Origin of the sequence: Marinobacterium halophilum, assembly GCF_003014615.1 — a bacterium.
GTDB lineage: Bacteria > Pseudomonadota > Gammaproteobacteria > Pseudomonadales > Balneatricaceae > Marinobacterium > Marinobacterium halophilum.
Map to the genome: position 1 here is coordinate 77392 of NZ_PYGI01000002.1, position 25462 is coordinate 102853.

Annotated in this window: 27 protein-coding genes and 2 pseudogenes; 13 read left to right on the top strand and 16 right to left on the bottom strand. The window is 56.6% G+C overall.

All coding sequences use genetic code 11. The features are described from left to right. Window positions 1-31 precede the first annotated feature (31 nt). The 4 genes from hpaD to CLV44_RS01695 all read left to right on the top strand — a co-directional run bounded on the left by hpaD (window position 32) and on the right by CLV44_RS01695 (window position 4709). Complete coding sequence (hpaD, locus tag CLV44_RS01680) at window positions 32-958, top strand: 3,4-dihydroxyphenylacetate 2,3-dioxygenase (RefSeq protein WP_106590378.1); 927 nt, start codon at window positions 32-34, stop codon at window positions 956-958. A gap of 53 nt (window positions 959-1011) precedes the next feature. Continuing rightward, window positions 1012-2217 (top strand): Bcr/CflA family multidrug efflux MFS transporter, encoded by a 1206-nt coding sequence (locus CLV44_RS01685; RefSeq protein WP_245912564.1) that lies wholly within the window; start codon window positions 1012-1014, stop codon window positions 2215-2217. Window positions 2218-2432: 215 nt separating this feature from the next. Next, entirely contained in the window at window positions 2433-3602 is a 1170-nt protein-coding gene (locus CLV44_RS01690) for a p-hydroxyphenylacetate 3-hydroxylase oxygenase component (RefSeq protein ID WP_106590380.1), read from the top strand. Between the two features lie 168 nt (window positions 3603-3770). Beyond that, window positions 3771-4709, top strand: coding sequence for a p-hydroxyphenylacetate 3-hydroxylase reductase component (locus CLV44_RS01695; protein ID WP_106590381.1), 939 nt, complete (start codon window positions 3771-3773; stop codon window positions 4707-4709). Window positions 4710-4813: 104 nt separating this feature from the next. Here CLV44_RS01695 and CLV44_RS01700 read toward each other — a convergent pair whose 3' ends face one another. Then, a complete protein-coding gene (locus CLV44_RS01700; protein ID WP_106590382.1) occupies window positions 4814-6100 on the bottom strand; it encodes a PilT/PilU family type 4a pilus ATPase in 1287 nt (428 codons plus the stop codon). A 177-nt stretch (window positions 6101-6277) separates the two neighbouring features. On the opposite strand from CLV44_RS01700, the gene CLV44_RS01705 reads away from it, so the two are divergent. The 5 genes from CLV44_RS01705 (at window position 6278) to CLV44_RS17685 (ending at window position 8524) form a co-directional block, all read left to right on the top strand. Continuing rightward, window positions 6278-6739 (top strand): DUF805 domain-containing protein, encoded by a 462-nt coding sequence (locus tag CLV44_RS01705; protein WP_106590383.1) that lies wholly within the window; start codon window positions 6278-6280, stop codon window positions 6737-6739. 102 nt (window positions 6740-6841) lie between these two features. Next, the gene (locus tag CLV44_RS01710; RefSeq protein WP_106590384.1) at window positions 6842-7597 is read left to right on the top strand and encodes a LuxR C-terminal-related transcriptional regulator; all 756 of its coding nucleotides are present in this window, start codon (window positions 6842-6844) and stop codon (window positions 7595-7597) included. Window positions 7598-7712: 115 nt separating this feature from the next. After that, window positions 7713-7862, top strand: coding sequence for a hypothetical protein (locus CLV44_RS17290; RefSeq protein ID WP_170069234.1), 150 nt, complete (start codon window positions 7713-7715; stop codon window positions 7860-7862). 99 nt (window positions 7863-7961) lie between these two features. Continuing rightward, window positions 7962-8252 (top strand): hypothetical protein, encoded by a 291-nt coding sequence (locus tag CLV44_RS01715; RefSeq protein WP_146139971.1) that lies wholly within the window; start codon window positions 7962-7964, stop codon window positions 8250-8252. 170 nt (window positions 8253-8422) lie between these two features. Continuing rightward, complete coding sequence (locus CLV44_RS17685) at window positions 8423-8524, top strand: diguanylate cyclase domain-containing protein (RefSeq protein ID WP_106590540.1); 102 nt, start codon at window positions 8423-8425, stop codon at window positions 8522-8524. A gap of 139 nt (window positions 8525-8663) precedes the next feature. On the opposite strand, the gene fauA is transcribed toward CLV44_RS17685, so the two are convergent. From fauA to CLV44_RS01765, 9 genes are all read right to left on the bottom strand, one after another. Continuing rightward, entirely contained in the window at window positions 8664-10826 is a 2163-nt protein-coding gene (gene fauA, locus CLV44_RS01725; protein ID WP_106590541.1) for a TonB-dependent alcaligin siderophore receptor FauA, read from the bottom strand. A 163-nt stretch (window positions 10827-10989) separates the two neighbouring features. After that, complete coding sequence (locus tag CLV44_RS01730; RefSeq protein ID WP_106590386.1) at window positions 10990-11919, bottom strand: helix-turn-helix transcriptional regulator; 930 nt, start codon at window positions 11917-11919, stop codon at window positions 10990-10992. Between the two features lie 120 nt (window positions 11920-12039). Continuing rightward, a complete protein-coding gene (locus tag CLV44_RS01735) occupies window positions 12040-12882 on the bottom strand; it encodes an ABC transporter ATP-binding protein (protein WP_106590387.1) in 843 nt (280 codons plus the stop codon). Between the two features lie 37 nt (window positions 12883-12919). Then, window positions 12920-13855, bottom strand: coding sequence for a FecCD family ABC transporter permease (locus CLV44_RS01740; protein WP_245912573.1), 936 nt, complete (start codon window positions 13853-13855; stop codon window positions 12920-12922). 110 nt (window positions 13856-13965) lie between these two features. Beyond that, complete coding sequence (locus CLV44_RS01745) at window positions 13966-15003, bottom strand: FecCD family ABC transporter permease (protein ID WP_106590389.1); 1038 nt, start codon at window positions 15001-15003, stop codon at window positions 13966-13968. Beyond that, a complete protein-coding gene (locus CLV44_RS01750) occupies window positions 14993-16081 on the bottom strand; it encodes an iron-siderophore ABC transporter substrate-binding protein (RefSeq protein WP_211298052.1) in 1089 nt (362 codons plus the stop codon). Before CLV44_RS01750 ends, CLV44_RS01745 begins: the two co-directional genes overlap by 11 nt. After that, window positions 16071-16220 carry a hypothetical protein gene (locus CLV44_RS17295; protein WP_170069235.1) on the bottom strand — a complete coding sequence of 50 codons (150 nt, stop codon included), beginning with the start codon at window positions 16218-16220 and terminating at the stop codon, window positions 16071-16073. Before CLV44_RS17295 ends, CLV44_RS01750 begins: the two co-directional genes overlap by 11 nt. 101 nt (window positions 16221-16321) lie before the next feature. Continuing rightward, window positions 16322-17806, bottom strand: a complete 1485-nt coding sequence (locus CLV44_RS01760) for a PepSY-associated TM helix domain-containing protein (RefSeq protein ID WP_245912574.1) — start codon at window positions 17804-17806, stop codon at window positions 16322-16324. A 32-nt stretch (window positions 17807-17838) separates the two neighbouring features. After that, complete coding sequence (locus CLV44_RS01765; RefSeq protein ID WP_106590392.1) at window positions 17839-18114, bottom strand: DUF3649 domain-containing protein; 276 nt, start codon at window positions 18112-18114, stop codon at window positions 17839-17841. A gap of 321 nt (window positions 18115-18435) precedes the next feature. On the opposite strand from CLV44_RS01765, the gene CLV44_RS01770 reads away from it, so the two are divergent. Continuing rightward, on the top strand, window positions 18436-19308 hold the full coding sequence (locus CLV44_RS01770; protein ID WP_211298053.1) for a DMT family transporter: 873 nt from the start codon (window positions 18436-18438) through the stop codon (window positions 19306-19308). Window positions 19309-19363: 55 nt separating this feature from the next. Beyond that, entirely contained in the window at window positions 19364-20128 is a 765-nt protein-coding gene (locus CLV44_RS01775; RefSeq protein WP_106590394.1) for a DUF4197 domain-containing protein, read from the top strand. Between the two features lie 15 nt (window positions 20129-20143). Here the strand turns inward: CLV44_RS01775 and CLV44_RS17590 are convergent, their stop codons facing one another. Next, the gene (locus tag CLV44_RS17590; protein ID WP_281257805.1) at window positions 20144-20446 is read right to left on the bottom strand and encodes a Crp/Fnr family transcriptional regulator; all 303 of its coding nucleotides are present in this window, start codon (window positions 20444-20446) and stop codon (window positions 20144-20146) included. Between the two features lie 39 nt (window positions 20447-20485). Further along, window positions 20486-20707: pseudogene (locus tag CLV44_RS17595) on the bottom strand (cyclic nucleotide-binding domain-containing protein); the annotation flags it as partial. 353 nt (window positions 20708-21060) lie between these two features. Here CLV44_RS17595 and CLV44_RS17600 point away from each other — a divergent pair. After that, window positions 21061-22167, top strand: coding sequence for a TonB-dependent receptor plug domain-containing protein (locus tag CLV44_RS17600; protein ID WP_106590396.1), 1107 nt, complete (start codon window positions 21061-21063; stop codon window positions 22165-22167). On the opposite strand, the gene CLV44_RS01790 is transcribed toward CLV44_RS17600, so the two are convergent. The 4 genes from CLV44_RS01790 to CLV44_RS01805 are packed head-to-tail and all read right to left on the bottom strand — an operon-like array spanning window position 22110 to window position 23840. Beyond that, window positions 22110-22343 (bottom strand): GGDEF domain-containing protein, encoded by a 234-nt coding sequence (locus tag CLV44_RS01790; RefSeq protein WP_170069236.1) that lies wholly within the window; start codon window positions 22341-22343, stop codon window positions 22110-22112. The two genes, CLV44_RS17600 and CLV44_RS01790, sit on opposite strands and share 58 nt — an antisense overlap. After that, window positions 22318-22707 carry a PAS domain-containing protein gene (locus CLV44_RS01795; RefSeq protein WP_106590398.1) on the bottom strand — a complete coding sequence of 130 codons (390 nt, stop codon included), beginning with the start codon at window positions 22705-22707 and terminating at the stop codon, window positions 22318-22320. The genes CLV44_RS01790 and CLV44_RS01795 overlap by 26 nt, the downstream gene beginning before the upstream one ends. Before the next feature lie 50 nt (window positions 22708-22757). After that, complete coding sequence (cysQ, locus tag CLV44_RS01800) at window positions 22758-23561, bottom strand: 3'(2'),5'-bisphosphate nucleotidase CysQ (RefSeq protein WP_106590399.1); 804 nt, start codon at window positions 23559-23561, stop codon at window positions 22758-22760. Window positions 23562-23609: 48 nt separating this feature from the next. Next, window positions 23610-23840 carry a hypothetical protein gene (locus CLV44_RS01805; protein ID WP_106590400.1) on the bottom strand — a complete coding sequence of 77 codons (231 nt, stop codon included), beginning with the start codon at window positions 23838-23840 and terminating at the stop codon, window positions 23610-23612. A gap of 326 nt (window positions 23841-24166) precedes the next feature. On the opposite strand from CLV44_RS01805, the pseudogene CLV44_RS01810 reads away from it, so the two are divergent. Then, window positions 24167-25366 (top strand): annotated as a pseudogene (locus CLV44_RS01810) (acetyl-CoA C-acyltransferase family protein). Window positions 25367-25462: the final 96 nt, after the last annotated feature.

The window sequence follows — 25462 nt, forward strand, 5'->3', positions numbered from 1 at the left end:
GTTTCCGGAATAAATAGAAGAGGAAAGCCTTATGGGTAAACTCGCGTTAGCTGCAAAAATCACACACGTCCCTTCGATGTATCTGTCGGAGCTGGACGGCCCGAAAAAAGGATTCCGTCAGTCCGCCATCGACGGTCACATCGAAATCGGTCGTCGCTGCCGTGAGCTGGGCGTGGATACCATTGTGGTATTCGATACCCACTGGCTGGTGAACGCCAGCTACCACATCAACTGTGGTGCTCACTTCAAAGGCAACTACACCAGTGGTGAACTGCCGCACTTCATCTCCAACATGGAGTTCGAGTACGACGGCAACCCGGAACTGGGCCAACTGCTGGCCGCCGAGTGTAATGCGCAGGGCGTGGAAACGCTGGCACACGACAAGACCTCCCTTGACCCGGAGTACGGTACTCTGGTACCGATGCGCTACATGAACGAAGACCGTCACTTCAAGGTGATCTCGGTGTCCGCCATGTGTACTGTTCATTACCTGAACGACAGCGCACGCCTGGGTTGGGCCATGCGCAAGGCGATCGAAGAGAACTACGACGGCACTGTCGCCATTCTGGCCAGTGGTTCCCTGTCGCACCGTTTCGCCCAGAACGGTCAGGCACCGGATTTCGCGACACGCACCTGGTCACCGTTCCTGGAACGCCTGGACCACCAGGTCGTGGAGATGTGGGAAAACGCCGAGTGGGAAGACTTCTGCGAAATGCTGCCTGAATACGCGGTAAAAGGTCACGGCGAAGGTTTCATGCACGACACCGCGATGCTGTTGGGTGCACTGGGCTGGTCCGAGTACGACCAGAAAGCGGAAGTACTGACCCCGTACTTCGGCAGCTCCGGCACCGGCCAGATCAACGCCGTATTCCCGGTATCACCGGTCAGCGGCGACAAGGTACCGGGTCCGCAGGCCTCGATCACCACAACGTTTGCACCGGGCTCAAGCCGCGTTTAACGATACCGTGACTCGCCCGACTCCAACGGCCTGCTGATGCAGGCCGTTTTGCCATGAAACCGGAGGTTCCGATGTCATCGGTCACCAACCCTCACCGCTTGATAATACTGCTGGCCGCTCTGGTCGCCTTCGGCCCGCTCTCGATCGACATGTATCTGCCCAGCTTGCCGCTGATCGCCGCCGACCTGAACGCTCCCGAATCTAGTATCCAGCTCACCATCAGTACTTTTCTGGTCGGCTTGTTCATCGGCATGCTGTTCTACGGCCCGCTGTCAGACAAGTTCGGCCGCCGCAAACTGCTGCTGGGCGGTATTACCCTGTATATGGCCGCCAGCATCGGCTGCATTTTTGCTGCCAGTGCCGATCACCTCATTGCCTGGCGCTTTGTGCAGGCACTCGGCGCAGCGGCCGCCTCGGTGCTGGCTCGTGCGATTGTCCGCGACCTGTTCCCGCTCAACGAAGCCGCACGCGTGCTGTCATTGATGCACCTGGTCACCATGATCGCCACGCTGGTCGCCCCCCTGCTGGGCGGCTATCTGATTCTGATCTCCGAGTGGCGCGCGCTGTTTGTAGTGCTGTTCGCATTTGCCGCCATCATGCTGCTGGCCAGCCTCTGGAAAATCCCCGAAACCCATCATGGCGACTCTCGCAACGCCAGTATTCTGGCGGTGTTCAAGGCCTATGTGCAGATCATTCGCCAGCCGGTCGCCGTCGGCTATATCCTGTGCATGGCACTGTCCTTTGCCGGCATGTTCGCCTATATCACCGCCTCATCTTTCGTCTATATCGAATATTTCGGTCTCTCGGCCCAGCAGTTCGCCTGGCTGTTCAGCCTTAATATCGGCGGCATTATTGTACTGGTCAGCCTCAATGCCCGGTACGTCGGCACGCTGGGCACACAGAAACTGCTGATTGCCGGTGCCCTGCTTGCCGCTCTGTCGGGACTGGTGCTGCTCCTGGCCGGGATGACCGGACTCGGCGGACTGCCATTGATCGTGGCGGGCCTGCTTGGGTATGTCAGCGTCACCGGGGTGATGGGAGCCAACTGCATGGCCAGCCTGCTGTCACATTATCCGCAACAGGCCGGTGCCGCTGCCGGTCTCGCAGTGGCATGTCAGTTCGGCCTGGGGGCCGTCGCCAGCTCGCTGACCGGCGCGCTGCATGACGGCTCTCCGTTACCGATGACCCTGATCATTGGTGTGACCGGCATCGGCTCACTGCTGGCACTGGCCCTGACCCGCAGCCGCCAATCGAGCTGAATCGACTTGGCTATACTGTATATATCCCCCGCAGCAATGTGGGGGGAGAAATACAGAAAAGTGCAATAATTAACAAGATTTTTACATTTCCTGTATCGGTATTACTCCGCATAATCGATGACATCCTAGCGGGTCAATATTTCGTTACGCAGTTCATTTACAGCTTCACTTCGCTGCGGCAACAGATTCTGAATATTAGAAGAGAGAAGATCCTGATGACTATGCACACCCCGATGCTCGATAAACTTAAAGAGATTCTGCCCGCCATTCGCGCCAACGCCAACAAGGCGGAAGAGCTGCGAAAAGTGCCGCAGGAAAACATTGAAATGCTGCATGGCATCGGTCTGAACCGTGCCTTCCTGCCGAAAGCCTACGGTGGCCTGGAAATGAGCCTGCCGGAATTCACCGAGTGCATCGCGACACTGGCGGGAGCCTGCTGCTCTACTGCCTGGGCTTACAGCCTGCTGTGTACGCACAATCACCAGATGGCCATGTTCGGTAAAGAAGCACAGGAAGAGTTCTGGGGCGAAAACCCGGATGTTGTAGCCTCCAGCTCGATCGCACCGTTTGGCAAGCACGAAGAAACCGAAGGCGGCATCATCTTCACCGGCGACATGCGCTGGAGCTCCGGCATCGACCACGCGCAGTGGATCATTGTCGGCTTCAACCGTTTCAATGATGAAGGCGAGAAGATCTACAGCTTCGCCGTAATCCCGAAAAGCGATTTCACCATCATTGATGACTGGTACTCTGCCGGCATGTGCGGCAGCGGCACCAAAACCGCCCACATCGACGGCGTATTCGTACCGGAACACCGTATCCAGGCCGCCAAGGACATGATGGAAGGTCGCCATGTTGGCCGCGCCCTGTACCCGGACAGCAAGATTTACCACACGCCGTACCGCCCCTACTTCGCCTGCGGCTTCGCAGCGATGAGCCTGGGCGTTGCCGAGCGCATGATCGACGTATACAAGGAAATGACCAAAAACCGTGTTCGTGCCTACACCGGTGCGCAGGTTAAAGAGTCTATCCCGCCGATCCTGCGTGTTGCCGAAGCATACCAGCAGGTCTGCGCCGCTCGTGCCTACCTGGAAAAAACCTGGAACGAGCACAAGGAATACGGCGAGCGTCACGAATACCCGGACCGTTACACGCTGGCGCACTGGCGTACCAACCAGGCTTACGCCATCAAAATGTGTGTTGAAGCCGTTAACCGTCTGTGGGCCGTTATGGGCGCCTCCAACTGGATGCAGGACCGTGAAGGCCAGCGTCTGTGGCGCGAATCCAACATGACCGCTGCCCACGCGTACACCGATTATGATGTCTGCGCCCAGATCATCGGTCGCGAACTGCTGGGTCTGGAGCCGGATCCTTCCCTGCTCTAATCCCATCTGGACAAGGCATGTCCCCGGGTGCGCATCTGCGGATGTGCGCCCCGTCCCGTTTTTACAGGGACCGTCTGCAAAACCCGCCGGTATGCACTGCTACCTGCTTGTCTGCCCGCGCGCGCGGTTTTGCTGTCACATCATAGAACCCAATATCCAGGTGCTGTTATGAGCAATCAAGTCACTGAATTCGACCCCAAAGCCTTCCGTCGTGCGCTGGGCAACTTTGCGACCGGCATCACCGTCATCACCGCGACCACACCATCCGGTGAAAAAACCGGCGTTACCGCCAACAGCTTCAACTCGGTTTCTCTGGAACCGGCCCTGATCCTGTGGAGCATCGACAAGCGTTCAGGCAGCTGCAAAATTTTTGAAGAAGCGACCCACTTCGCCGTTAACATCCTGGCTGCTGACCAGATCGACGTCTCCAACCACTTCGCCCGTCCGAGCGACGACAAGTTTGCCGACGTTGACTACCAGGAAGGCCTTGGCGGCGCAGCGCTGCTGAACGACACTGCGGCCTGCTTCCAGTGCGAGTCCTACGAGACTCTCGACGGCGGCGATCACTGGATTCTGATCGGCAAGGTTGTAGCCTTTGAAGATGCCGGCCGCGCCCCGCTGGTTTACCATCAGGGCAGCTACTCTGTGGTCATGCCGCACTCCCGCTTCCCGGCCAAGACCGATGATCAGCCGGCCGCCGTCGAACAACTGGAAGGCCGCCTGAGCAACAACCTGTACTACCTGATGACCCAGGCCGTACGCAGCTACCAGGCCGACTATGCACCGCTGCAGCTGTCGACTGGCCTGCGCACCAGCGAAGCACGCATGCTGATGGTACTGCAGCAGACCCCGAGCCTGTGCCGCAAGGAACTGCTCAAAGAGGTCAACATGCCAGACCTCGAAGTAACCGAAGCAGCCGAGATTCTGCAGCGCAAGGGTCTGATCACCTTTGCCGACGACTGCTACCGCATCACCGAAAAAGGTATCGAGCAGGCTGAAACCCTGTGGCGTCTGTCTGACGAAGAGCAGGAAAAGAAATTCAGCAGCTTCAGCGAAGACGAGCTGGCGACCTTCAAAAAGGTCCTGAGCACACTGGCGGCACAGTAAGCCCACCGGTTTTCCAACTGGATCGGCCTTCGGGCCGGTCACCCGGGATACCGCCGGCACCGAAAGAGACGGCGGTGCAGGACCTACGGTATCCCGTCCCCTCGTTACCCGGAATCCTTTGAACTTTTGTTTTCCGGCAATATATCAAAGCGCTGGTCCACGTATTGCTTCCTGTCCTGGATTAAAGGCGCCGAGCTAACCGGCATATCTGGCAAAAATGTAAAACCTGTTGCCGTGCCGGACCCTTTGCCCATAGGCTTTTTCTGCTGTATCGCACCATGATCCGCCTTGACTGCATTCAAGGTATGTCCATCATCGATACTTGCCGATGAATCTGCCAGTTTGATCATTAAGCGCAGATCATTCTCGGAATCTGCATGTGTAAGTGCCGTTTCATAACTGATCAGCCCTTGTTGATGCAGTTTAAAGAGTGCCTGGTCAAAGGTCTGCATTCCAACGTCAGCCGCTACTTTCATCACGTCTTTGATCTTGTATATTTCACCATTGCGGATCAATTCCCTGACCAAGGGAGTATTCAGCATCACCTCGACGGCTAAACGACGCGTCTTGCCATCAAGTGAAGGCAGTAGCATTTGCGCCACTACACCCTTGAGATTGAAAGACAAGTCCATCCAGATTTTTGCGTGTTGTTCTGGAGGAAAAAACGACAGTATTCGATCCAACGCCTGATTCGCATTGTTTGCATGCAGCGTAGCCAAGCAGAGATGCCCCGTCTCGGCAAACGACAATGCATGTTTCATCACATCGGCACTGCGAATCTCTCCCATCAATATAACATCCGGTGTCTGACGCAAAGCATTTTGCAAGGCCCGTTCGAACGAAACCGTATCAATACCAATCTCTCGTTGAGCGATTATGCTTTTTTTATGGGTATGTATGAATTCGATAGGGTCTTCGATCGTAATAATATGCCCTGACTGTGTCCGATTGCGGTAATCGATCAAGGATGCAAGTGACGTCGACTTGCCCGTGGATGTACTCCCGACCAACAATACCAACCCCCGCTTCGCACTCACCAACTGCTTGAGTACCGGAGGCAAGTCGAGATCTTCCGGGCTAGGAATCACTCTTTGTATACACCTCACAACCATCGCCGGCAGTGTCCTTTGCTTGTACACACTGACACGGAAACGACCGAGAGCCGGAAAATGCACAGCAAAACTGCACTCCCACTCACGTTCATATTCCTGACGTTGCTCATCATTCATCGAACTAAGCACTATCGCAACAGCTGTTTTTTCATTCAACGGTTTCTGACTAAACGGTTTGATCTCGCCATTTATTTTCAAGGACGGCGGTGCATCAGCAGTAATGAAAAGATCTGAGGCTTTACGTTTCACCATTACACCGAGCAGTTCAAGAAATGTCATCGAGGCGGGATCCTTTTACAACGACTATGAGGAATATTTACCCCCGATAATATCAACCTGACGAAGGCCCTGCACCAATGCTCACGCACAACTTGAGCCTCGGTCATCGGAGTACTGGCGAAACAAAAACCTGTACGCTAAGCTCGCCACGATACCCTAGCCTGAAAGGATATTCACATGAAAAAGGATTTTATCTACGGGTTCGAACGGCTTGGTCGTCTGCGCTTTCTCTCCTGTTTGAATAGAAGGTTCCTGATGATATTTGTTCCGGTAGAACTTGCCATGCTACTCGTCGAAATGACAGGAACTCAAACCATCATCATCACTCTTGCAGCCTTGGTTGTACTCAATATCGTCAGCTTAGAATTTATCGCTCAACGCTACCGTGACGCCGGAGTCAGTGGCCTGTGGTCACTGATTTCCCTGAACCCGCTAGCCAGCCCTCTGATCTACATACTGCTTGCACTGGTCCCGGGCGATAACGACATCAACCGGTACGGCCCGCCCTCCCAACCACCATCATTATCAATGTGGTTGTTCATCCCTGCATTGATGCCGATTATTCTGTTTTTCATATATTGGATTTGGTTCTATTTCACCTGGGCCGTCGTTACAGTACCTTTCCTGATGGTACTGTAACGCCTGCTACCGACAGTGCTCCCTCAAGTTATAATATGAGAAAGCATTTACCATAGCAGCGTTTTTGCTCGAATACGCTGCACGACCAGAGACTTCTAAAGTATGCTGGATATCGACAAGACGCCGCGTATAACGCTCGGTTGGGTACCGTCCGGCCTAGTACTTAACGTGTTGGAAAAACTGGGCACCACCGGTTTCTACGCACACTTTCTCGACTGGCTGCAGCAGGAATTCGGCACCGAACAGTGCATGGTTTTTTACTGTTCGGACGGGCAGCAGGTGTCCACACTGATCTACAAGGATTACGCCCGCGAAGCCTCCGGCAAGCGCCTGGCCGAAGCTTATGTCAGTGAACGGCACTACCTTCATGACCCCAATTTCAACACCCTCAAGACCCTCGCCCCCGGTAATGTTGAAGTGGTGCGTTTCAACTCGGTCAGCGGCAATATGGGGTTGCACTACCGCAAGGAATTTTTCGAGACTCCAGGCTTCACCGACAAGATTTCGATCCTGCGTGGCACCGAGCAGGGCAATTACTACATCAACCTCTACCGGCGCGACCCCGGTTTTGACCCACGCTTCGATGATGTAACCTTCAGCCGCAGCGTCTGCGCCCTGATCAGCATTCTGGTCAGCAAACATTTTGAGCTGAACCAGCGCCTGCGTCTCGAAGGCCCGTTGGCGTTCTTGTCAGAGCGCGAACAGCAAGTCTGCCGTGCGGTTCTACGTGGCAAGAAGAATGAAGTGATCGCTGCCGAGCTGGATGTCGCCGTCAGCAGCATCATCACATACCGCAAACGAGCCTATGAAAAACTGGGAATCTCCAGCCGTGCCCAGCTGTTTGCGCTGTGTAACTGATACCATTGACGGCGGACAATTGGCTTTAGCATACGCTTGTGTTCATATTACCCAACGTTATCCGCGCAATGGATTTTTGCACAGCAGCGTTATAAGGATCTAACCGAGGGCTTTCATGGCCGTTTTGAAGCGTAATCTGTGGACACTGTTTTGGATTATTCTGGTGGGCGGTGCCGTCTTGCTTAGCATCATCCTCAGTCACCGCTGGCAATCCATCTTTGCCAGCCATGAGACTTACCATAAAAACCCGAATACAGCTGACTGAAGGCGACATCGTTGCGGTTATGACCGCAGGGATCAAAGGCCGATAAATTCCATGACGGCCCCCTACGACAGCGCTATGCTTTTCAAAGCTGATGGTTATATGCAGTTCAACTCCACTGATGGTGACCCAGCCGAATCCTATGCCCAAAACCCGATCAGTATGGAGCAGCGCCAAATCAACCACTTGGTCCCTGAAGCCGAACTGGGCTTGGCGGTTGACCGGGTCAAGGCTCTGAGCAAGTCTGTTGCCATCGTGCACGAATACGATGGGACTCCCTATCGGACGGCAACCTTCTTCAATGAGCGCAACCAACTATGCGGCATATCTGAAACCAGTCTGGCGCCGATACAGCGTGCACTCCTTAACTCGACAGGCTGTACCAGCTGCTAATCTTCCTGATTATTGCTGACGCACTTTTTTCCTGCTCCCGTGTCATCGATCGCACCAAGCAGGCTCGCCAATCGGAGCGGTCCAACCACGCGCCCCATGACGGCCTGACCGGTTTCCTCAACCGCTCGAGACTAATATTGCCTGAGTAACGCCATCATGCAACAGAAAAGATTCACATCAACATCGACCATTTCCGAGGCATCAACGACCGTTACGGCCAGGAAGCCGGCGACCAGACCCTGTTCGTGATATGGGATACAATCAGTAGCTAGTTCGGTGGCCGTCACCCCCTGTACGAACTGAACTACGCCAGCACCGCAAACGCCAACGCCACCAACGGCTGGACGCTCTAAACGCGGAGGACCGGTCTTTAACCGGTCTTCCGCTCAGCAGTTCTGATCCGAACATCCGTTAGAAGTCATAGCTCAGAGACAGGCGCAGGCTGCGCGGCGCGCCCCACCAGCCTTGACTGTAGAAACCTACCTGATCATAGTATTCCTTATCGAACAGGTTATTCAGGTTCAGCTGGGCACTGAGGTCCGGCGAGAACTCGTAGCGCGCCATCAGATCAACCACCGCATAACTTCCCTGGCTCACTCGCGTTGTACCTGCCGGTCCACGGGTATCACGGTAGATTTCACTCTGCCAGCGCACACCACCCCCCATTCGCAGCGCGCGCCAGTCATCGGCAAATTGATAGCTGGTAAACAGCTTCGCCTGTTGACGCGGATGCGAAGCGTTCATGCGATCGCCCTCGGCACTTTTGGGACTCGCCAGGGTATAACTTGCATTGAGATTCCAGCCCGGCGCCAGGCGTCCGACCAGCTCGGCCTCAAAGCCTTCCACTGTCGCACCCTCCGTTGCACGATAGGCCTGAGTGTCTGGGCGACCATTCACGATCTGCCCCGGAATAGCCTCACCCAGACCATCCTGCTCGCTGCGGAATACTGCCAGGTTAAGGTCAAGTTCCTCTGCCAGAGATGCTTTCAAACCGATTTCGTAATTGCGCCCGGTAATCGGATCCAGCAGAGAGCCGTCGGTTGAACGTACATTCTGCGTCTGAAAAAGCTCGGTATAGCTTACATAACCACTGAAACGGTCATCAAAATCGTATACCAGGCCAGCATAAGGCGTGAGTTCATTGCTATAGGAATATTGGCGATGGTCACCGAAATATACCTGATCAAGTTCCCAGTCACTGAGCCGTACACCGGCAATCAGATGCAAGCGGTCGGCCAATGACAAGCGCGTCACTGCATAGGCACCGCTCTGAACTAGCGAGCTGTCGTCGACGCTGGCATGCGCCCCCCACTCGGGCTCAGCAACGGGGTCGCCCTTGCCATCGAAATAGCCACCAATGCCCGGAGCCGCTCCGGCCGGAGCGGCCAAACGCATATCCAGATCATCCTGAGTACGCACCCAGCCAAAGGCGGCTTCATGCTCACGACCAAAGAGTTCATAAGGTCCTTCCGCCGTGAAGTGCAGATCCTGGCGGCTACGCTCTCCCTGGTAATTAGCGAAGTACGCGGACATGCCTTCACTTGTATTCCGATCGGGAAAACCACCGCGGAACAGATAGGTCAAACCATATTGACCATCGTCATGACTATAGGCCCCCCTCAGGCGCCAGCCGTTATCCAGAAAATGATTCACGTCGATGAACGCCCGAGTGGTTTCATTGTAAAAGCGAGACCAATCGGTGTTGTTGGCCGCGGAACGATCGAAGTCGGTCAGGCTGCCATCAGCATAGAACATGGGAAAACCGCCACCAGCGCCATCGGTCTGGTTATGCTGGTACTCAACCCCCAGACTGACATCCGTAGCGGGTGTCAGCTGCGAGTTGATAACACCGTAGTAGGTTTCCTTGTCATGCTCCATCTTGTCGACATGGGTGTCCTGACTATCACGCACAGCCACGAAACGTGCGGCTGTCTGGCCAGAATCCCCCAAAGGAGTGGAGACATCGGCCATCAGGCGCCGCTTGTCCCAACGGCCGATATCACCACTGAGACGTGCGGCAAAATCCGGCAGCGGCTTTTTGCGAATGAAGTTGACACTGGCAGAGGGATCCCCGGCGCCGGTCAGAAGTCCGGTCGCTCCACGTACCACCTCGATACGGTCATAAATGGCACTGTCCCAGTCCGTATCACCAAAGTTCCAATAGCCCTGAATCGGCGTCATCAGACCATCGAATTGATAGGTGCTGATAGCATAACCGCGGGCCGAATAGTTAAAACGGTTGCTGTCACTGCGTGTCATCGAGACACCGGGCGCACGGTGCAAAATATCGCCACTGCTTACCAACCCCTGATCCTTGATCTGCTGGTGTGTAATAACGCTAACAGCCTGGGGCGTATCCTTGATGGACAGGGGCAAGCTGGTGGCCGTGGTACTGGCACCAGGTGCATAACTGTCGCGTTGTTCAGAATCAGCCGACAACTGACGCCCGGTAACCACCAGGGTGTCCTGCTCCAGCTGTACTCCTTCGGCAGAAACAGAAGCACTAAGCAGTAGCGGCACAGTCAACAAGCTGAATCGGCCAGCTCGACGTAATGTAAAAGAGTCAAGGAACATGTTGATACTTCTCCAAACCACAAAGAATAAGGTCATGTTTTGCACTCCGCATCGCTTAAGATGCCAAGCCAAAAGCAGCCGTAAATGGGAATGGTTATTCTTTAGCATTCTTTGGCACTTGAGCTATGCCAGATGACAGAATGCCTATTCAACAGCGACGCAATCAGCGAATCAGGGAACTCGGCGCGACCCCAAAATGCTTGCGGAAAGCCGTCGTGAAATTGGTGGCATAACTGTAGCCAGCGAAATGAGCCGCTTGCTGTACGCTATACCCTCTCAGCAGATAGTCACGGGCCATTTGCAAACGCTTGTGCTTGAGGAAGTCGAACAGGGTTTGCCCATAGCAAGCTTTGAACTTGCTGCGCAAGCTGCTCGGGCTCATGGCTGCAGCCTGTGCCAGTTCGCTCAGGCTATATTCGCCTTGCGGGTGGGTGACTATCAGTTCCCGAACGCGTTCCAAACGTAGACGCTCTTGAGGGGGTATACGGACATTAGTTGAGGCCGTGGATGTATCATCGAGCACTAGCCCTTGCGACAGTATCTGTAAACTCAGGCCCTCCAGATAGAGCTGCGACTGGCTCATGTCGTTACGAAACAACATCAATCCCTGATAGATATGTGGCGGCAATCGCCAGGCAGACCAGCCATTTCCTCGACGGGTGGGTGCCTGAAGTTGTTCCAGTGCTTGATGATCAAGGCTCAGGGTTAACACCCTGAGACTCTGCCCAGCCTGCTGCAAGGCAGCAAACGCCACCTCTTTCTCCAGGCAAAGGGTCAGTGCCATCCGCTCTGAGAGTTCGATGACCTCGCTACCCAGTGTCAGACTGACATGTCCTTGCAGGATGATAATAATGTTCAGTGGTGCAGGGTCAAGCGAGCTGGACTCATAGGATTCCATCACCTGAACATTGGAGTAAACCAGCTGCATGCCTGGGCGCAAGCCAAATTCCTCCACCCAGCCCCGCATGATATTGCCGGAACGGTAGCGGTCAGGGAAACGGTAATCCAGAGCATAGCGCTTGCCAAACGCCAGCAAGTCCTGATCGGTAAAGATTCGAGCATCCAGCGGCTCTTGGAAATAACTATCATGCATGGGCGAGTACAACACTGAAGATGGGGGGGGACAATTCAACAGTCCATACTAGCCAGCCCACAACCCAAATACAAATCTAAATGATTATCATCTTCTTTATTTCATAGGTATGTATCCATACTATTTGTATCCAGGCTGCTGCGTGACGCCCCAAGCATGATCATACTGATCAACCCTGGGGATTAGCATGGGGCAGCCTGCTTCGGGGTCCTGAATAATACACGCATCAAGATCGAACACGTCTTTCAACACCTGTTCGCAAATCAACGCTTCGGGGGCTCCCTGGGCCAATATTCGCCCCTCTCGCATCAGCAACAGGTGGTCGGCATAACGCAGGGCCTGGTTGATATCATGCAGCACCAACACCAGCGTTCTGCCCTGCAGCCTCAGCGCCCGGCAGAAATCCATGACCGATAATTGGGCACGAATATCCAGGAAAGATGTGGGCTCATCCAGCAACAGCACTTCGGTTTGCTGGGCCAGCACCAATGCCAACCAAACCCGCTGCTGCTGACCTCCCGACAGGCTGGAGACCTCTCGTCTTGCCATGTCAGTTAGTCCGGTGGCCACCAGCGCTTGGGCAACGGCATATTCATCGTCCTCTGACCACTGCCGCCATAGGCTTTGATGCGGATAACGCCCCCGACTGACCAGCTCCTGCACATCAATCCCATCCGGCAGTTCAGGCTTTTGCACCAACAGCGCCAACTGCCGCGCTCTTTCCTTGCTGCCCATGTCCGCCAACACTTTGCCATCCAGCATCACTTGCCCTTTGCTGGGCGGCAACACCTGGCTGAGTATTTTCAGCAGGCTGGATTTACCGCAACCGTTAGTCCCCAGCACAACCGTCAGCTGTCCACGGGGTATGTAAATATCCAACCCGGCTATCACGGCTCTACCGGCATAGTGCAGATGTAGCCCCCGCCCCTGCAAAATACAGTCACTATATATGTCGGATGTCATTGAGTTTTTCCTATGCTTGACCTGTTTTGATCATCGTTCAACCAGGCATCTGCTGTTTGGTCTTACGTCGCAAGAGCTCGGCAAACAGAATCCAGGCCAGATAGGCACCGCCCAGCATGGCGGTTAGCACTCCAACCGGCAGCCGCTGAGTCCCGGGTAACGTCAGGGTTAGCGTATCTGCACTCAGCAGCAACAGGGCACCAATCAAACCTGAGCGCAACAGCGCCAACTGCTGCCCCCGCCTGCGTGCCAGATGCGGTGCTACCAGAGCCACAAAAGCCACAGGGCCGGCACAGAGTACTGCACCCAAGGCCAAAACAGTGGCCAGTATCAGTGCCGTCAGCTGCGTTGAGCGCAGAGGATTCCCCAGGCTCGATGCCATATCTCGCCCCAACGCCAGCAGCCCCAGGCGACGGCTTAATAACAACAGCCCCGGCAATGCCACTGCCAGTATCAATCCAATCAAGGCGACCTGCTGCCAGTCCCGATGGACCAGACCCCCGGCCAGGTAGCCCAACATCTGCTGCGCCTGCTCACGCTGCACCAGCGTCAGGGCAAACTGCACCACTGCAATGGCAAAAGCATTGATCGCCACGCCCATGAGCACCAGACTGCGCGACAGTTGCCCCTGAGGCCCCAGCCCCGGCAGCAGCAACAGGAGCACGCACACCGCACCCGCCAAAGCGCCCCAGGCAACCGACAGCCCAGGCAGGAACAGCAGCCAAAGCACCGCACCCGCACTGGCCCCGGCATTGATGCCAATGATATCCGGACTGCCCAGAGGGTTACGGCTCAGGCTCTGGAAAACCGCTCCGGCTACCCCAAGCGCAGTACCCACTCCCAGTGCACAGAGCGCCCTGGGCAAACGGGATTGCCACAGCAACCACTGTTCATAGGGTTCAGCCTCTCCACGCAAAGCTTGAATCAGGCGAGCAGGAGAAAGTCCTGACTCGCCCAGCGTCAGGCTCAGCATCAAGGCCAAGAGAACCCCGAATGTGCCAACCACGGCGGTTTGTAAGGCAGCTGGAGCCGGGGCTCTCAACGTGAAGCTTCCCCATCGCCACACGGAAAAGCGCGGTCCTATCATGAAGTCCTTCCCCTGCCCGAGATTCTGCGGGTAACAAAATAGAGGAACGGCGCCCCCAGTACGGCGATCATAATGCCTGTAAGCAGCTCCCGTGGTGGCATCAGTGTTCTGGCCAGAATATCAGCCAGCAGCACCAGGATCGCACCGATCAACGCAGCACCCGGCAACAGAACGCGAAACGACAGGGGTAACCAGGCACGGGCCAGATGCCCCGATACCAACCCGACAAATGCCAGCGGCCCAACCACAGCGGTCGCCGCGGCACACAAAAGGGTTGCACAGAGCCAAGCCAGTGCTGAATGCCGTTGCAGACTGACACCCAGCGACAGGGCCGTACTGCAGTCCAGTAGCAACAAATTCAGCCCTGGAACCAATAGCCAGAGCAGCACTGCAGCCGGAATCAGGTAGGGCCAGAGCGAATGCACATCCGTCCAGCCCAAGCCGGACAGTGAACCGGCCATCCAGTAGCGGAAACCATCGAACAGTTGCGGGTTCAGCAACACACTGGCCTGCACATAAGCTCCCAACACCGCACTGATAGCCGCCCCCGCCAGAATCAGGCGCACCGGCGCCTGTGACTGGCCACTAAAGTGCTGCACCCATGACAGCACATAGACAAAGGCACTGGCCAACAGGGCTCCGGGCAAAGCCTGCCAGAACAGGCCCCATTCGGCTGCGAACGGCAACAGACTCAGGGTAACCAGCGAAGCACTGGCGCCAGCATTGACGCCCAGTAGTCCGGGGTCGGCCAGCGGATTGCGGCACAGCGCCTGAATCACCGTACCAGCCACCGCAAGTGCAGCCCCTGCCAGCATACCCACCAACGCACGTGGTAACCGTGCCTGAAACACCAACAGTTCATGGCTGTTGTCGGATACCTCAAATATCTGCATCAACCAGGCTGGGGAAAGCCAGCGCGCCCCCACCAGCAGACTGGTCAGCGCCAAGAGCGCCAGTAATATAGCCAGCAGGCTCAATTTTGATGCAATTGGACGTGAGGTATTCCCGTAATGAACACGCACTTCAGCCGTCATCACGCCCTGCTCCCTTTTCTGATTTTGAGGGTACAACCTGGTTAAGCCGGGTTATCAGCTCAGGCAGGCTCCAGCGCAAACTCAGCAGGCTGCCATAGGAACTGGCCATGACCAGCGCAGGATCGGTGATGGCCAGATAACGCTGCTCACGCATGGCCGGCAGGCGGCGCATCAATGGCAGGGATTCAACCTGACGCCGACTCTGCTCCGAACTGTACCAACTGACGATAAGGCCAGCCTGGTCTAGCCGGTCAGCCTGCTCCAGTCCCAGCAGGGCAGCAAAGTGACCAAAGCTTGCCTGCAGGTCAGACAGTTCGGGTAGCTCAATAAAGCCCAGTGCCAACAGCACATCAACACGAGGGTCGCCTCGAACGTACACCGAAAGATTTCCGACTCGGCTGGCAGCATTGATATAGGCCAGAGACACGCCCGCAAAATGCGGATTGGCCCTGGCATGCTCAGCTAGATAGGCCTGTCGCTCGGCCAGCAGAGCTTCACCCTGTTCGGATCGGCCCAACGCTCTGGCGATCAGCCGCACTTGATCCTCAACAGGGGTCAGCCAAGGCTGATCGGGATACCCCACCACCGGTGCCAGCTGACTGAGCTGTTGATAGCTTTCACGCGTCAGACCAGACTGAGGTGCCAGGATCAGATCCGGCTGCAGCGCCAGCAGACGCTCCACATCCAGCTCCGGGTAACTGCTGATGACCTCCGGCAGCTTGGCCCCCCGAGCCTGTACAGCTTCACGAAACCAGGGCAGATAACCGGCGCGATCACCACCCCAGTAGTGCGGCTCGATCGCCACTGGCACCACCCCCAGCTGCAGACTCCAGTCTTCCGCTGCGGCTCCCAGTGTCACCACCCTCTTGGGTGGTCGTTCGATATGGGCTTCGCCATGCGCCGTGCGTATCAGGACGGGAAAATCGGATATCGTCGTTTGCAACGAAACGACTGAGCCAGACATTTCTTCGCGGGGCGTTACGGCAGTACGGTCACAGCCCACCAGCATCGGCAGGAGCACACTCAGCAGCACGGCCTTCAGCACAGAGTAACGAAACCAGAGTACTTTACCGGGCATCTGGTAATCCTAGGGCACGCACCAGAAACACCACGCCAGCTCCGGTACTCAGATACCCCAGCCAGAGTGTTAGCCCCAACCCAAGCGACCAGAAACCGAGAGCCACTGCCAAGGCCACCAGCAGCAGGAACCAACCCAACCAGAAGAGCTCCCGCCGATACCGGAAAGCGCCTTGCGATGTCGTTATCGCCAGCAACCGAAATCCCAGAATGGATAAGCTCAAAACTGCCAAGTGCGCCATCATGACTCTCGCTTCTGTCGAGCAAACCTGAACATCAGTGCTGCCAACGCCACCAAGACCACGTCAAAACCGACAAACAACCAGTCGCCACTCAGTAGACTGTCGGGGAAGCCCCTGTCCGTTGTCAGCAGATTCAACACAGGGAGCCCCAACAACAATATCCCTGCCAGCATCCACTGCTCATACCATCCCCTTTTCAGTGGCCGCAGCAATGCATGTAGAAACATCGCCAGCCACACCAGAAAAAGCCCATGAATTTCCCAGTTCGCCCGCCCCGGCAATTCGAGTGGCAACAACCGGTTCAACCAGAACATCGCCACAACGGCCAGGGGAAAACCGGCCAGCGTGGTCAGGTTCAACCTGTCGACAATCCAAAGACCTGCTCGCGAGTGTCCCGGTTTTTTGCGTCGTTTACTGGTCCAAAGCAACAACCCTGTCGCCAGCATGCAGCACCCTGCCGTACCCAAGAGAACATAGAGCCAACGTCCAGGCCAGTCGGCAAAGCGGCCCAGATGCAGTCCCAGTAGAATGCCATAGCTGTCGTAGGCAGGTGCCAAGACTTTCTCTCGCAGCAATTCACCGCTAACAGCGTCAAACACCATGAAAGGAGGATGGCCGCTGATACCCAGAATGTCTGACTGATCGCTGTTTGCTTCAAGCACAGCCTTGGCATTGCGGTCACCAGGGTTGGCTACCTGAATTCGACCGACTTGCGCGCCCTGCCAATACACTTCGGATTTCGCCAGCAACTGCTCCCAAGGCAGCATCGCAGCCTGTTCGCCTGAACGGGGCTCAGCAGGCAAGAATGCGAACACATCCGTGACCAGGTGTTGGCGCTGTTCCTGTTCGGGAAAAGCCTTCTCCATGCCCCAGGGGATATACAGCATCATCAGAGTCACCAGGCCGGTGTAGGTAATCATCAGATGAAACGGCAAAGCCAGCACGGAAAAGCCATTGTGTGCATCCAGCCAGGACCGTTGCCCCTTCCCCCCACGGAAGGTGAAGAAGTCCTTAAGAATTTTCTTGTGTGTTATCACACCGGTTATAAGTGCAATCAGCATCATCATGGCTGCTATACCCACCAGATAACGGGCCAAAAGCACCGGTATGTAGTGCAGCTGAAAATGGAACCGGTAAAAGAAATCACCGCCACGGGTGTCTCGAGCCTCGACCCTCCGGCCATCCAGGGGATTAAGCAGAACTTGTCCCCTTCCTTCAGGCCCTCGCCAGCTCAAGGCAAGCAGCGGATCACGCGCATCAGGCAGCGTAACCGACCAATGACTGGCCTCGGGGGCCTGTTGCCTCAAGTACTGGTACGCATGTTCAAATGCCGCTTTGGAAGGAACCGGATCAGCGATAAAGGGCCGCTCAGGCTGCATCCACAAGCTTAATTCCTGACGAAAAAAACTCAGTGTCCCTGTCAAAAAAATAACAAACAGTAACCATCCCAGCAGCAAACCTGTCCAACGATGCAGTTGCGCCATACGTTGACGTATGCGTGCTCCCAAAGGTGCAATCACAGCCCCGCCCCATGGCTGAAATAGATCAGCAACAATGTAGGGGGCAAAAGCCCCAGGCAGGCGTTACGCAAACTGGAGGCAACAAATACCCAGATTACCGTTGCGGCAAAAACGACAAAACCCAACTGCATACCAGTCACAACCGATTGTTCTGGCGACCAGGGCAACGCCAGCACAGCGATACTGCTCCAGCGAGTCAGCAGGAACGCACTCAGGGTGGCAAGCAGGATTCTGAGGCAGGGTTCAAAATGAAAACGCACCTTGGCCGGCATGGTTCTGTCCCTTGTACAACGATTGAACGAAGCGGCTGCCATTCGGACGGGCAATGTCCAGATGAGCAAAGCGACCGCAGTCTAGCGGCGGGGGTGAACAAGTACATCCGTCAGACTGACGCTTTGGCAGACTGAATAGGCATTCAGGCAGATGACATAGCTTCGTCAAGCAACAGCCGGGTATCCGCTGGCGAGGAAGCGCCGATCAGCACACCATCGTAGCCGACAACATCAGATGAACTTTTCCATTGTCAGGCTCGGGTACGGCAGGATGCTCTGCTAGGATAGCCTCCTGCCCACTGACAAACAGGGATGCGTATCTTGTCCACACACCACAAAGCCGACCTCCTGCTGCTGCTGACCACTCTGCTGGCCGCCGCCGGCTGGATCTTCTCCCGTGAAGCCGTTCAGGGCCTGTCCCCGTTGCTGTTCATGGCGCTACGTTTTATCAGTGCCGGGCTGGTACTGGCATTGATCGGCTGGTCGGCAATGCGGATATTTACCCGTAAACAATGGCAAAGCGCCTGCCTGGTCGGGGTGTTCTTCGGTATCGCCATGACGTTCTGGATACTGGGTTTGAAGATGGCAACCCATGTTGGCGTGGGCGCGTTTTTGACCAGTCTCGGCGTGGTGATGGTGCCCTTGATCAGCCTGCTGTTTGGCGAACGGCCGGGACCTTACGTGTTCCTGTCGATCCCGTTCGTGATCGCAGGACTTGCCTGCCTGTCACTGGACGCTGAATTCCACCTTGGTCTGGCCGAAGTGTTCTTCCTGCTGTCAGCACTGTTTATCGCGTTCATGTTCATCCTCAACAGCCGCGCCGCCACCAAATTGCCGGCACTGCCGCTTACGGCCGTGCAACTGCTGGTCACTGGTCTGATTACGGGAGCTGGATCGGTCGTATTGGAAGAATGGGATTTCAATCAGCCGGTGGATATCTGGGGCTGGCTGATTGCCAGTGCGCTGATCGCCACCAGCCTGCGCTTTCTGCTGCAAACCCGTGGCCAAAGCCTGGCTCCACCAAGCCACACCGCCATTATCATGACATTGGAGCCGGTCTGGACCGCACTGTTCGCCGCGCTGTGGCTCAGTGAAACCATGACACCGCTGCAGTTCAGCGGCTGTGCGCTGATCTTTCTGGCCATGCTGGTCAACCGCTGGCCCGCCGTGCGTGCCTGGTTGCGTCCACACTGAGTCCCATCCACACTGGCGCTATACTGACGTTATTCACATTGCTGCGAGGCTCACCATGACTACCCCCATTCGTTTTGCCGCCACGGGAATCGTTTTGTCCCTGGCGCTGTTGCAACCTGCTCAGGCCGGTTGGGACGATCTGCTCAAACAGGGTGAGAAAATCCTGCAACAACAGACGGCACCCGCCAGCGGTGGCACACCGGTTCCGGTCGGTGTGGATAATGCCACACTGGCCAAAGGCCTCAAGGAAGCTCTACGCGTCGGCGGTGAACGCGCCATCGAACAGCTGGCGGCCAATGGCGGCTTTGCCAACCATCCTGATGTCCGCATCCCCATGCCCGGCATGCTGGAATCAGTCGGCGGCCTGATGCGCAACTACGGCCTGGGCTCACAGGTCGACGCCTTCGAAAGCAGCATGAACCGCGCCGCCGAGCAGGCAATCAGCGAAGCCACGCCGGTGTTTGTCGATACGCTGGAAACCATGACGCTGGACGATGCCAAACGCATCTACTCCGGAGGTGATACTGCCGCTACCGACTACTTCAATGAAAAAACCCGTGAACGCCTCAGTACGCGGATCAAGCCCTTGGTGGAACAGGCAATGGCCGGCACCGGGGTGATGCAGGCCTATCAGGTCTTGGTCGGTCAGGCCGAACAGCAGGTACCGATGTTGCAAGGTCTGAGTCCCGATGTCGGCGCACATGTCACCAATGCTGCACTGGATGGGTTGTTCCTGCGTCTGGCCCAGGAAGAGAAGAAAATTCGCGAAAACCCGGTAGCACGTACTACCGACCTGCTAAAGGAAGTCTTCGGCTCCTGAGCCCGCCCCAAGGACTCAATCCGCCGTCGGGAGCTGCATGCCGCGCAACCGCTCCCGATCGATGATGGTCCAGCTCAGCCGCTGCCCCTGCAGCACGCCCTGGCGGCGCAGGTTACCCAACAACCGCCTCAGGGTCTCCGGTCGCAGCCCCAGCTTTGCCGCCAGCTCGCGGTGGCTCAACGGCAACGTTATCGTTTTGCCCTGCACCAAAGACAGCTCATACAGATGAGCCGCCAGCCGTTGTGGTCCATTACGGCTCGACAGGTTTTCGACATCATCGATCCGCTTGCACAGCGCCTGGCCGGCAATCTCAAGCACCCGCAATGCGAGCTCCGGCTCGAAGCGACAGAGTGCATGCAACTGCTGTCGCCTGAACCGGCACAACGACGTACTCCCCGAGGCGCGCGCGGACACCGGATATTCCAGGCTGGGCATGAACATGACTATCGGTGCCAGTAACTGGACAGGCTCAACCAGCTGCACCACCCAGCACTCGCCGTCATAGCCTTCTCGCAGAGTATCGCCCCGCCCCGTTATGACCAGATACCAGTAATCGGCCGCCTCTCCCTGGCTGAAAACGCGCTCGCCATCAGCTCTTCAAGAGCAGTGGCGGTAACGCCCCGCATCAGCGGTGAGGCAGACAGCGCTTCCCGAGCCTGTCGATATGTCGGTGAGTACGACTTGATAATTGTCATTTGGGTTTCGAAGGGCTTGGTTAATAATTTCTTCGAATGATAATACATATCACTTAGGTTATGTATACCGATCCCACAGGACACTCCCACGCCTCTTAAACCGCACTCCCTTGGCTACAGCTGGCAGCCCTAAGCGTTCTGGTTGTACCTAACGCTCAGGCCGAGCCTCACCGCGAAAGTCATGCTCAGTCGCTCGATACGCTGACCATATCCGCAACCCGCTCCAATCTGGCCGTCATGGATTCACCGCGCGCCATAAGCGTGATCACCGCCGACGAGATCGCGGAACGCATCGGCTCCGGCGGCCTTCAATCCCTGCTGGAAGAACTGCCCGGCATCGAATTCTCACGCTCCGGCGGCCTGGGCGGACAGCTGGTGACACGCGGCTTCAACAGCAATACCGGACGCACCATCCTGGCCATCGACGGCGAGCGTTATCGTGGCCGCAGCACCCTGCAGTTCAACATGATCGATCCCGAATCCATCGAGCGCATCGAGGTGATTCGTGGACCGGCCTCGGCCCTGTACGGCTCGGATGCGATGAACGGCGTGATCAACATCGTCACCCGACGCGCCAAAGTAGACCCAAATCAGGACTTTGCCCTGTCACCCAAGCTGCGTGCGCTGCAATTCGAGAGCGGCAGCGATATGGTCGGTGGCCGCGTTGAGCTGGTCGGGGGCGGTAACGGCTTCGACATTCTGGTCGGTGCGCACAGCCGCGAAGCCGGTGATTACGACAGCCCGTTGGGCACCGCCGAGAACAGCGAATACAGCATGCCGGGGCTGGACTTCAATATCGGCTACAGCCCAAGCGGAACCTCCCGCTGGGAACTGTCCGGTCGCTACCAGGATGTCTCCACGGGCCGGGCCTGTGGCCTCGGTGGTGCGCCCGGGGCGCCTCACGTAAAAGTGAACGAAGACCCGATCATCGAACGCTATCTGCGCCTGAGCTATCAGGGCGAAAACTGGGGCGCTTTGGCGGACAGTCTGGATGCCGGTCTCTATGTGCGTGACTTCGAGACCGATATCTACAACCGCAATGCCAAAAAACCGAACGTGACGGCACTGGCTCATATAAAGGTCTACAGCCCCACCATCTTCGGCGGCCACCTCACCGCACAGAAACAGCTGGGTGATCACGCGCTCAGCTACGGCGGTGACTTGTTCCATGAAGCCTTTGACGGCCGTACCCGCCAGATCAACAAATACAGCAGCAACGGCAACCTGATAGGCAACGTCGACTGGCACCCCATGGAGCGTGACTCCGAGATGCTGAACATCGGTGCCTACATCAGCGATGACTGGTTTCTCAATGACCAGTGGTCACTCAGCGGCTTGAAGTGATCAAGATCAAACATGATCAGTGCCATCGGGTGGTGGTAACGGCGGAAGGCCGCAAAATGAGACTGCAGCACCTCTATCAAGCGACGCCAGTTGGCCGCATGGGTCAAGGGATCGGTCTGGCTCGCTTCCAGCAGCTCGTTTTCAAGATGCTTACGTTCGGTAACGTTCCGTGCCACCCAAATCACGGCACGTTCGCCCGCCACCAACTGGGGGGGGCTGCACATGGCCTTCAAACCAGATCTTGCCATCCGGCCCGGCTTGCTCTTCCAGCCCTTTCACCTGCGAAGCCGACAGCGGATACTCCACCTTGATCAGGCCGTTGCGCCTCAGCGCCTGCTGAATATGCGCCATGATCCAGTCTGCCACCCGGCCCGGCAGCATCTCTTGAACAGAACGGCCGACCAGGTCATGGCCATCATGGTAGTAATTGGGATCGGCATGACCGAACAAACCGGCATAGAGGCCGCTTTCCGTCAGTACAAACACCGGGTCCGGCAGTGCGTTGAGCACCACCAACATCTGATTGCGGTCGAGATACACGTTCAGACGCTCCGCAGAGACAATTCCATCTATCTGATAATAGCAGGCACTTACTCCGGCTTTGAACCACCGTACACAATAAAGTGAGGGTTGAGCGTTGCGGCGGGATTCGCATAACTGAGTTCCTTCCCTTCCGGCGTCAGCAGCTGACCGCCTGCGGCATTAATCACCGCGTGGGCAGCTGCGGTATCCCACAGACAGGTCGGCCCCAGGCGCGGGTAGAGGTGGCCGGCGCCTTCGGCCACCAGGCAGAGCTTGATCGAACTGCCCATGCGGATCAGCTCGTACGCCCCCAAGGCTTCCATCCAGGCCAAAGTATGCGGGCCCAGATGGGAGCGGCTGCCATAGACTTTCCAGGGCTTGCCCGGCTGGTGAGTGCTTACATGGATCGACTGACGTTCACCGCCATTGTCCACGCGAAAAGCGCCCTGGTCTTCGGCTGCCAACCAGGTCTGGTCCAGTACCGGCGCATGGACCACACCCAGCACCGGTCGCCCCTGTTCGATCAGGGCAATATTGACGGTGAATTCGCCATTGCGCTTGATGAACTCCTTGGTACCGTCCAGCGGATCGACCAGCCAGTAGCGACCTTCCGTATCGGGGCCAGTGAAATCCTCCACCGCCTCCTCGGTCAGAATCGGCAGCCTCGGCTGCAACCCTTTCAGTCCGGCCACGATCACCGCATTGGCGGCCAGATCAGCGCGGGTCAGCGGCGACTCATCGGCCTTGTGTTCAACACCGAAGTCATCCTCGCCGTATACCTGGAGGATGGCCGAACCGGCCTCATGGGCTATACGCTCGACCAGCGGCAGCAGGGGTTCCAGAGCTAGAGGGTGTTCCGCATGAGAAGGCATCGGCGCTCCTGTAGGTCAATTATTCACATGTGCAGTCAATGGTACCATTCACACATCCTGATCCTGTTCGAAAAAGGCAAACACGCCTTCAACCATCAGTGCAACCAAAGGAATCAGGATAAGCGCCATCGGCAACAGGAAGGGCCAGCCATAGGCCAGAAAGCCCAACACCACCTCCGAATCCTTCAGTGCCGCCCTGCCGCTGCCGTTCACAATCACCCCGGTGATGATGCACAGATAGATCAGCATGGCGATACCGCTGTTTTTGATGGAAAACATATTCACGATGAGCTTGAGCCCTTTCCTGTTGAAAATGTGGCATCTGGCCACGGATGATGCGGGCCAGTATACAGTAGATATCTGACGCCAAGGTTTGCCGGGAACCGAACCCCGCCTGCTTCCAATCTCCCGCTGGCGTAAAAACCCTCGAAACAAGGTCAGCTCAACCGGTTATATCAGACCCGTTTTTGCCGTATAAAAGTGATTGAGCTATTCAGGGAAACACCTCCAATCCAGCTGTCCCGAGGGGCTTTGATCCAGCCCCTTCAGACCCTGTAATGCCCGATCGGAGGATCGAATAGCTATTACGAATAAGCCGCTCAATGATGGAGACCAACTTGCACAAGAATAACGAAGTTGTTGTACTCAGCGCCGCCCGCTCCGCAATCGGCGCATTTGGTGGCGGCCTGAGCCAGCTGGAACCGACCGAACTGGCGGGCCAGGTGATGAAGGCATCCATCGAACGCTCCGGTGTTGATCCTCAGACGATCAACTATGTCGCTTCCGGTCACTGTATCCCCACCGATTCCCGCTTTGCCTATGTCGCCCGCGTTGCCTCCATCCAGGCCGGTTTGCCGATGGACTCTGTCGCCATGGCGGTGAACCGTTTGTGCAGCTCCGGCCTGCAGGCGGTGGTGTCTACAGCCCAGACCATCATGCTGGGCGACTATGAATACGGTATTGGCGGCGGTGTCGAGGTGATGTCTCGCTCCGGCTACCTGTCCACCGCCATGCGCAGCGGCGCCCGCATGGGCGATACCAGCATGATCGATATGATGGTTGCGACCCTGAGCGATCCTTTCGGTGCCGGCCACATGGGGATTACCGCCGAAAACCTGGCCGAGAAATGGGGCATTAGCCGTGAAGAGTAGGACGCCTTTGCCGCCGAATCCCATCGTCGTGCCGCAGCGGCCATTGAAGCCGGTCGCTTCGAGGACCAGATCGCTCCTGTCAGCATCAAGACACGCAAGGGCGAAACCATCATCGACACCGATGAGCATGTAAAACCGGGCACTACCACCGAATCCCTGGCCGGCATGCGCCCTGCCTTCAAGAAGGATGGCACCGTCACCGCCGGTAACGCCTCCGGCATCAACGATGGTGCTGCCTACCTGGTACTGGCATCGGCCGATGCTGCCAAACGTAATGGCCACAAGCCAATCGCGCGCATGGTGTCTTATGCACTGGCCGGTGTTTCCAACGAAATCATGGGTGAAGGCCCGATTCCGGCCTCCCGCCTGACACTGCAGAAAGCCGGCCTGAGCCTGGCGCAGATGGACGTGATCGAGTCCAACGAAGCCTTCGCCGCTCAGGCACTGGCAGTAGCCAAGGGTCTGGAGCTGGATCTGGACAAGACCAACCCCAACGGCGGTGCCATCGCACTGGGCCACCCGGTGGGCTGCTCGGGTGCCTACATCGCAACCAAAGCGCTGTACGAGCTGCAGCGCATTGAAGGCCGCTATGCACTGGTCACCATGTGTATTGGTGGTGGTCAGGGTATCGCGGTTGTGTTTGGGCGGATGTAATTGCCCTACAGCAGAGTACCCTACCCAGGTACTCTGCTTCAGACACTCTTAGAACCCTGGCCGAAAAGATCCTTTGATAAGAAAAACCCTTTCAAA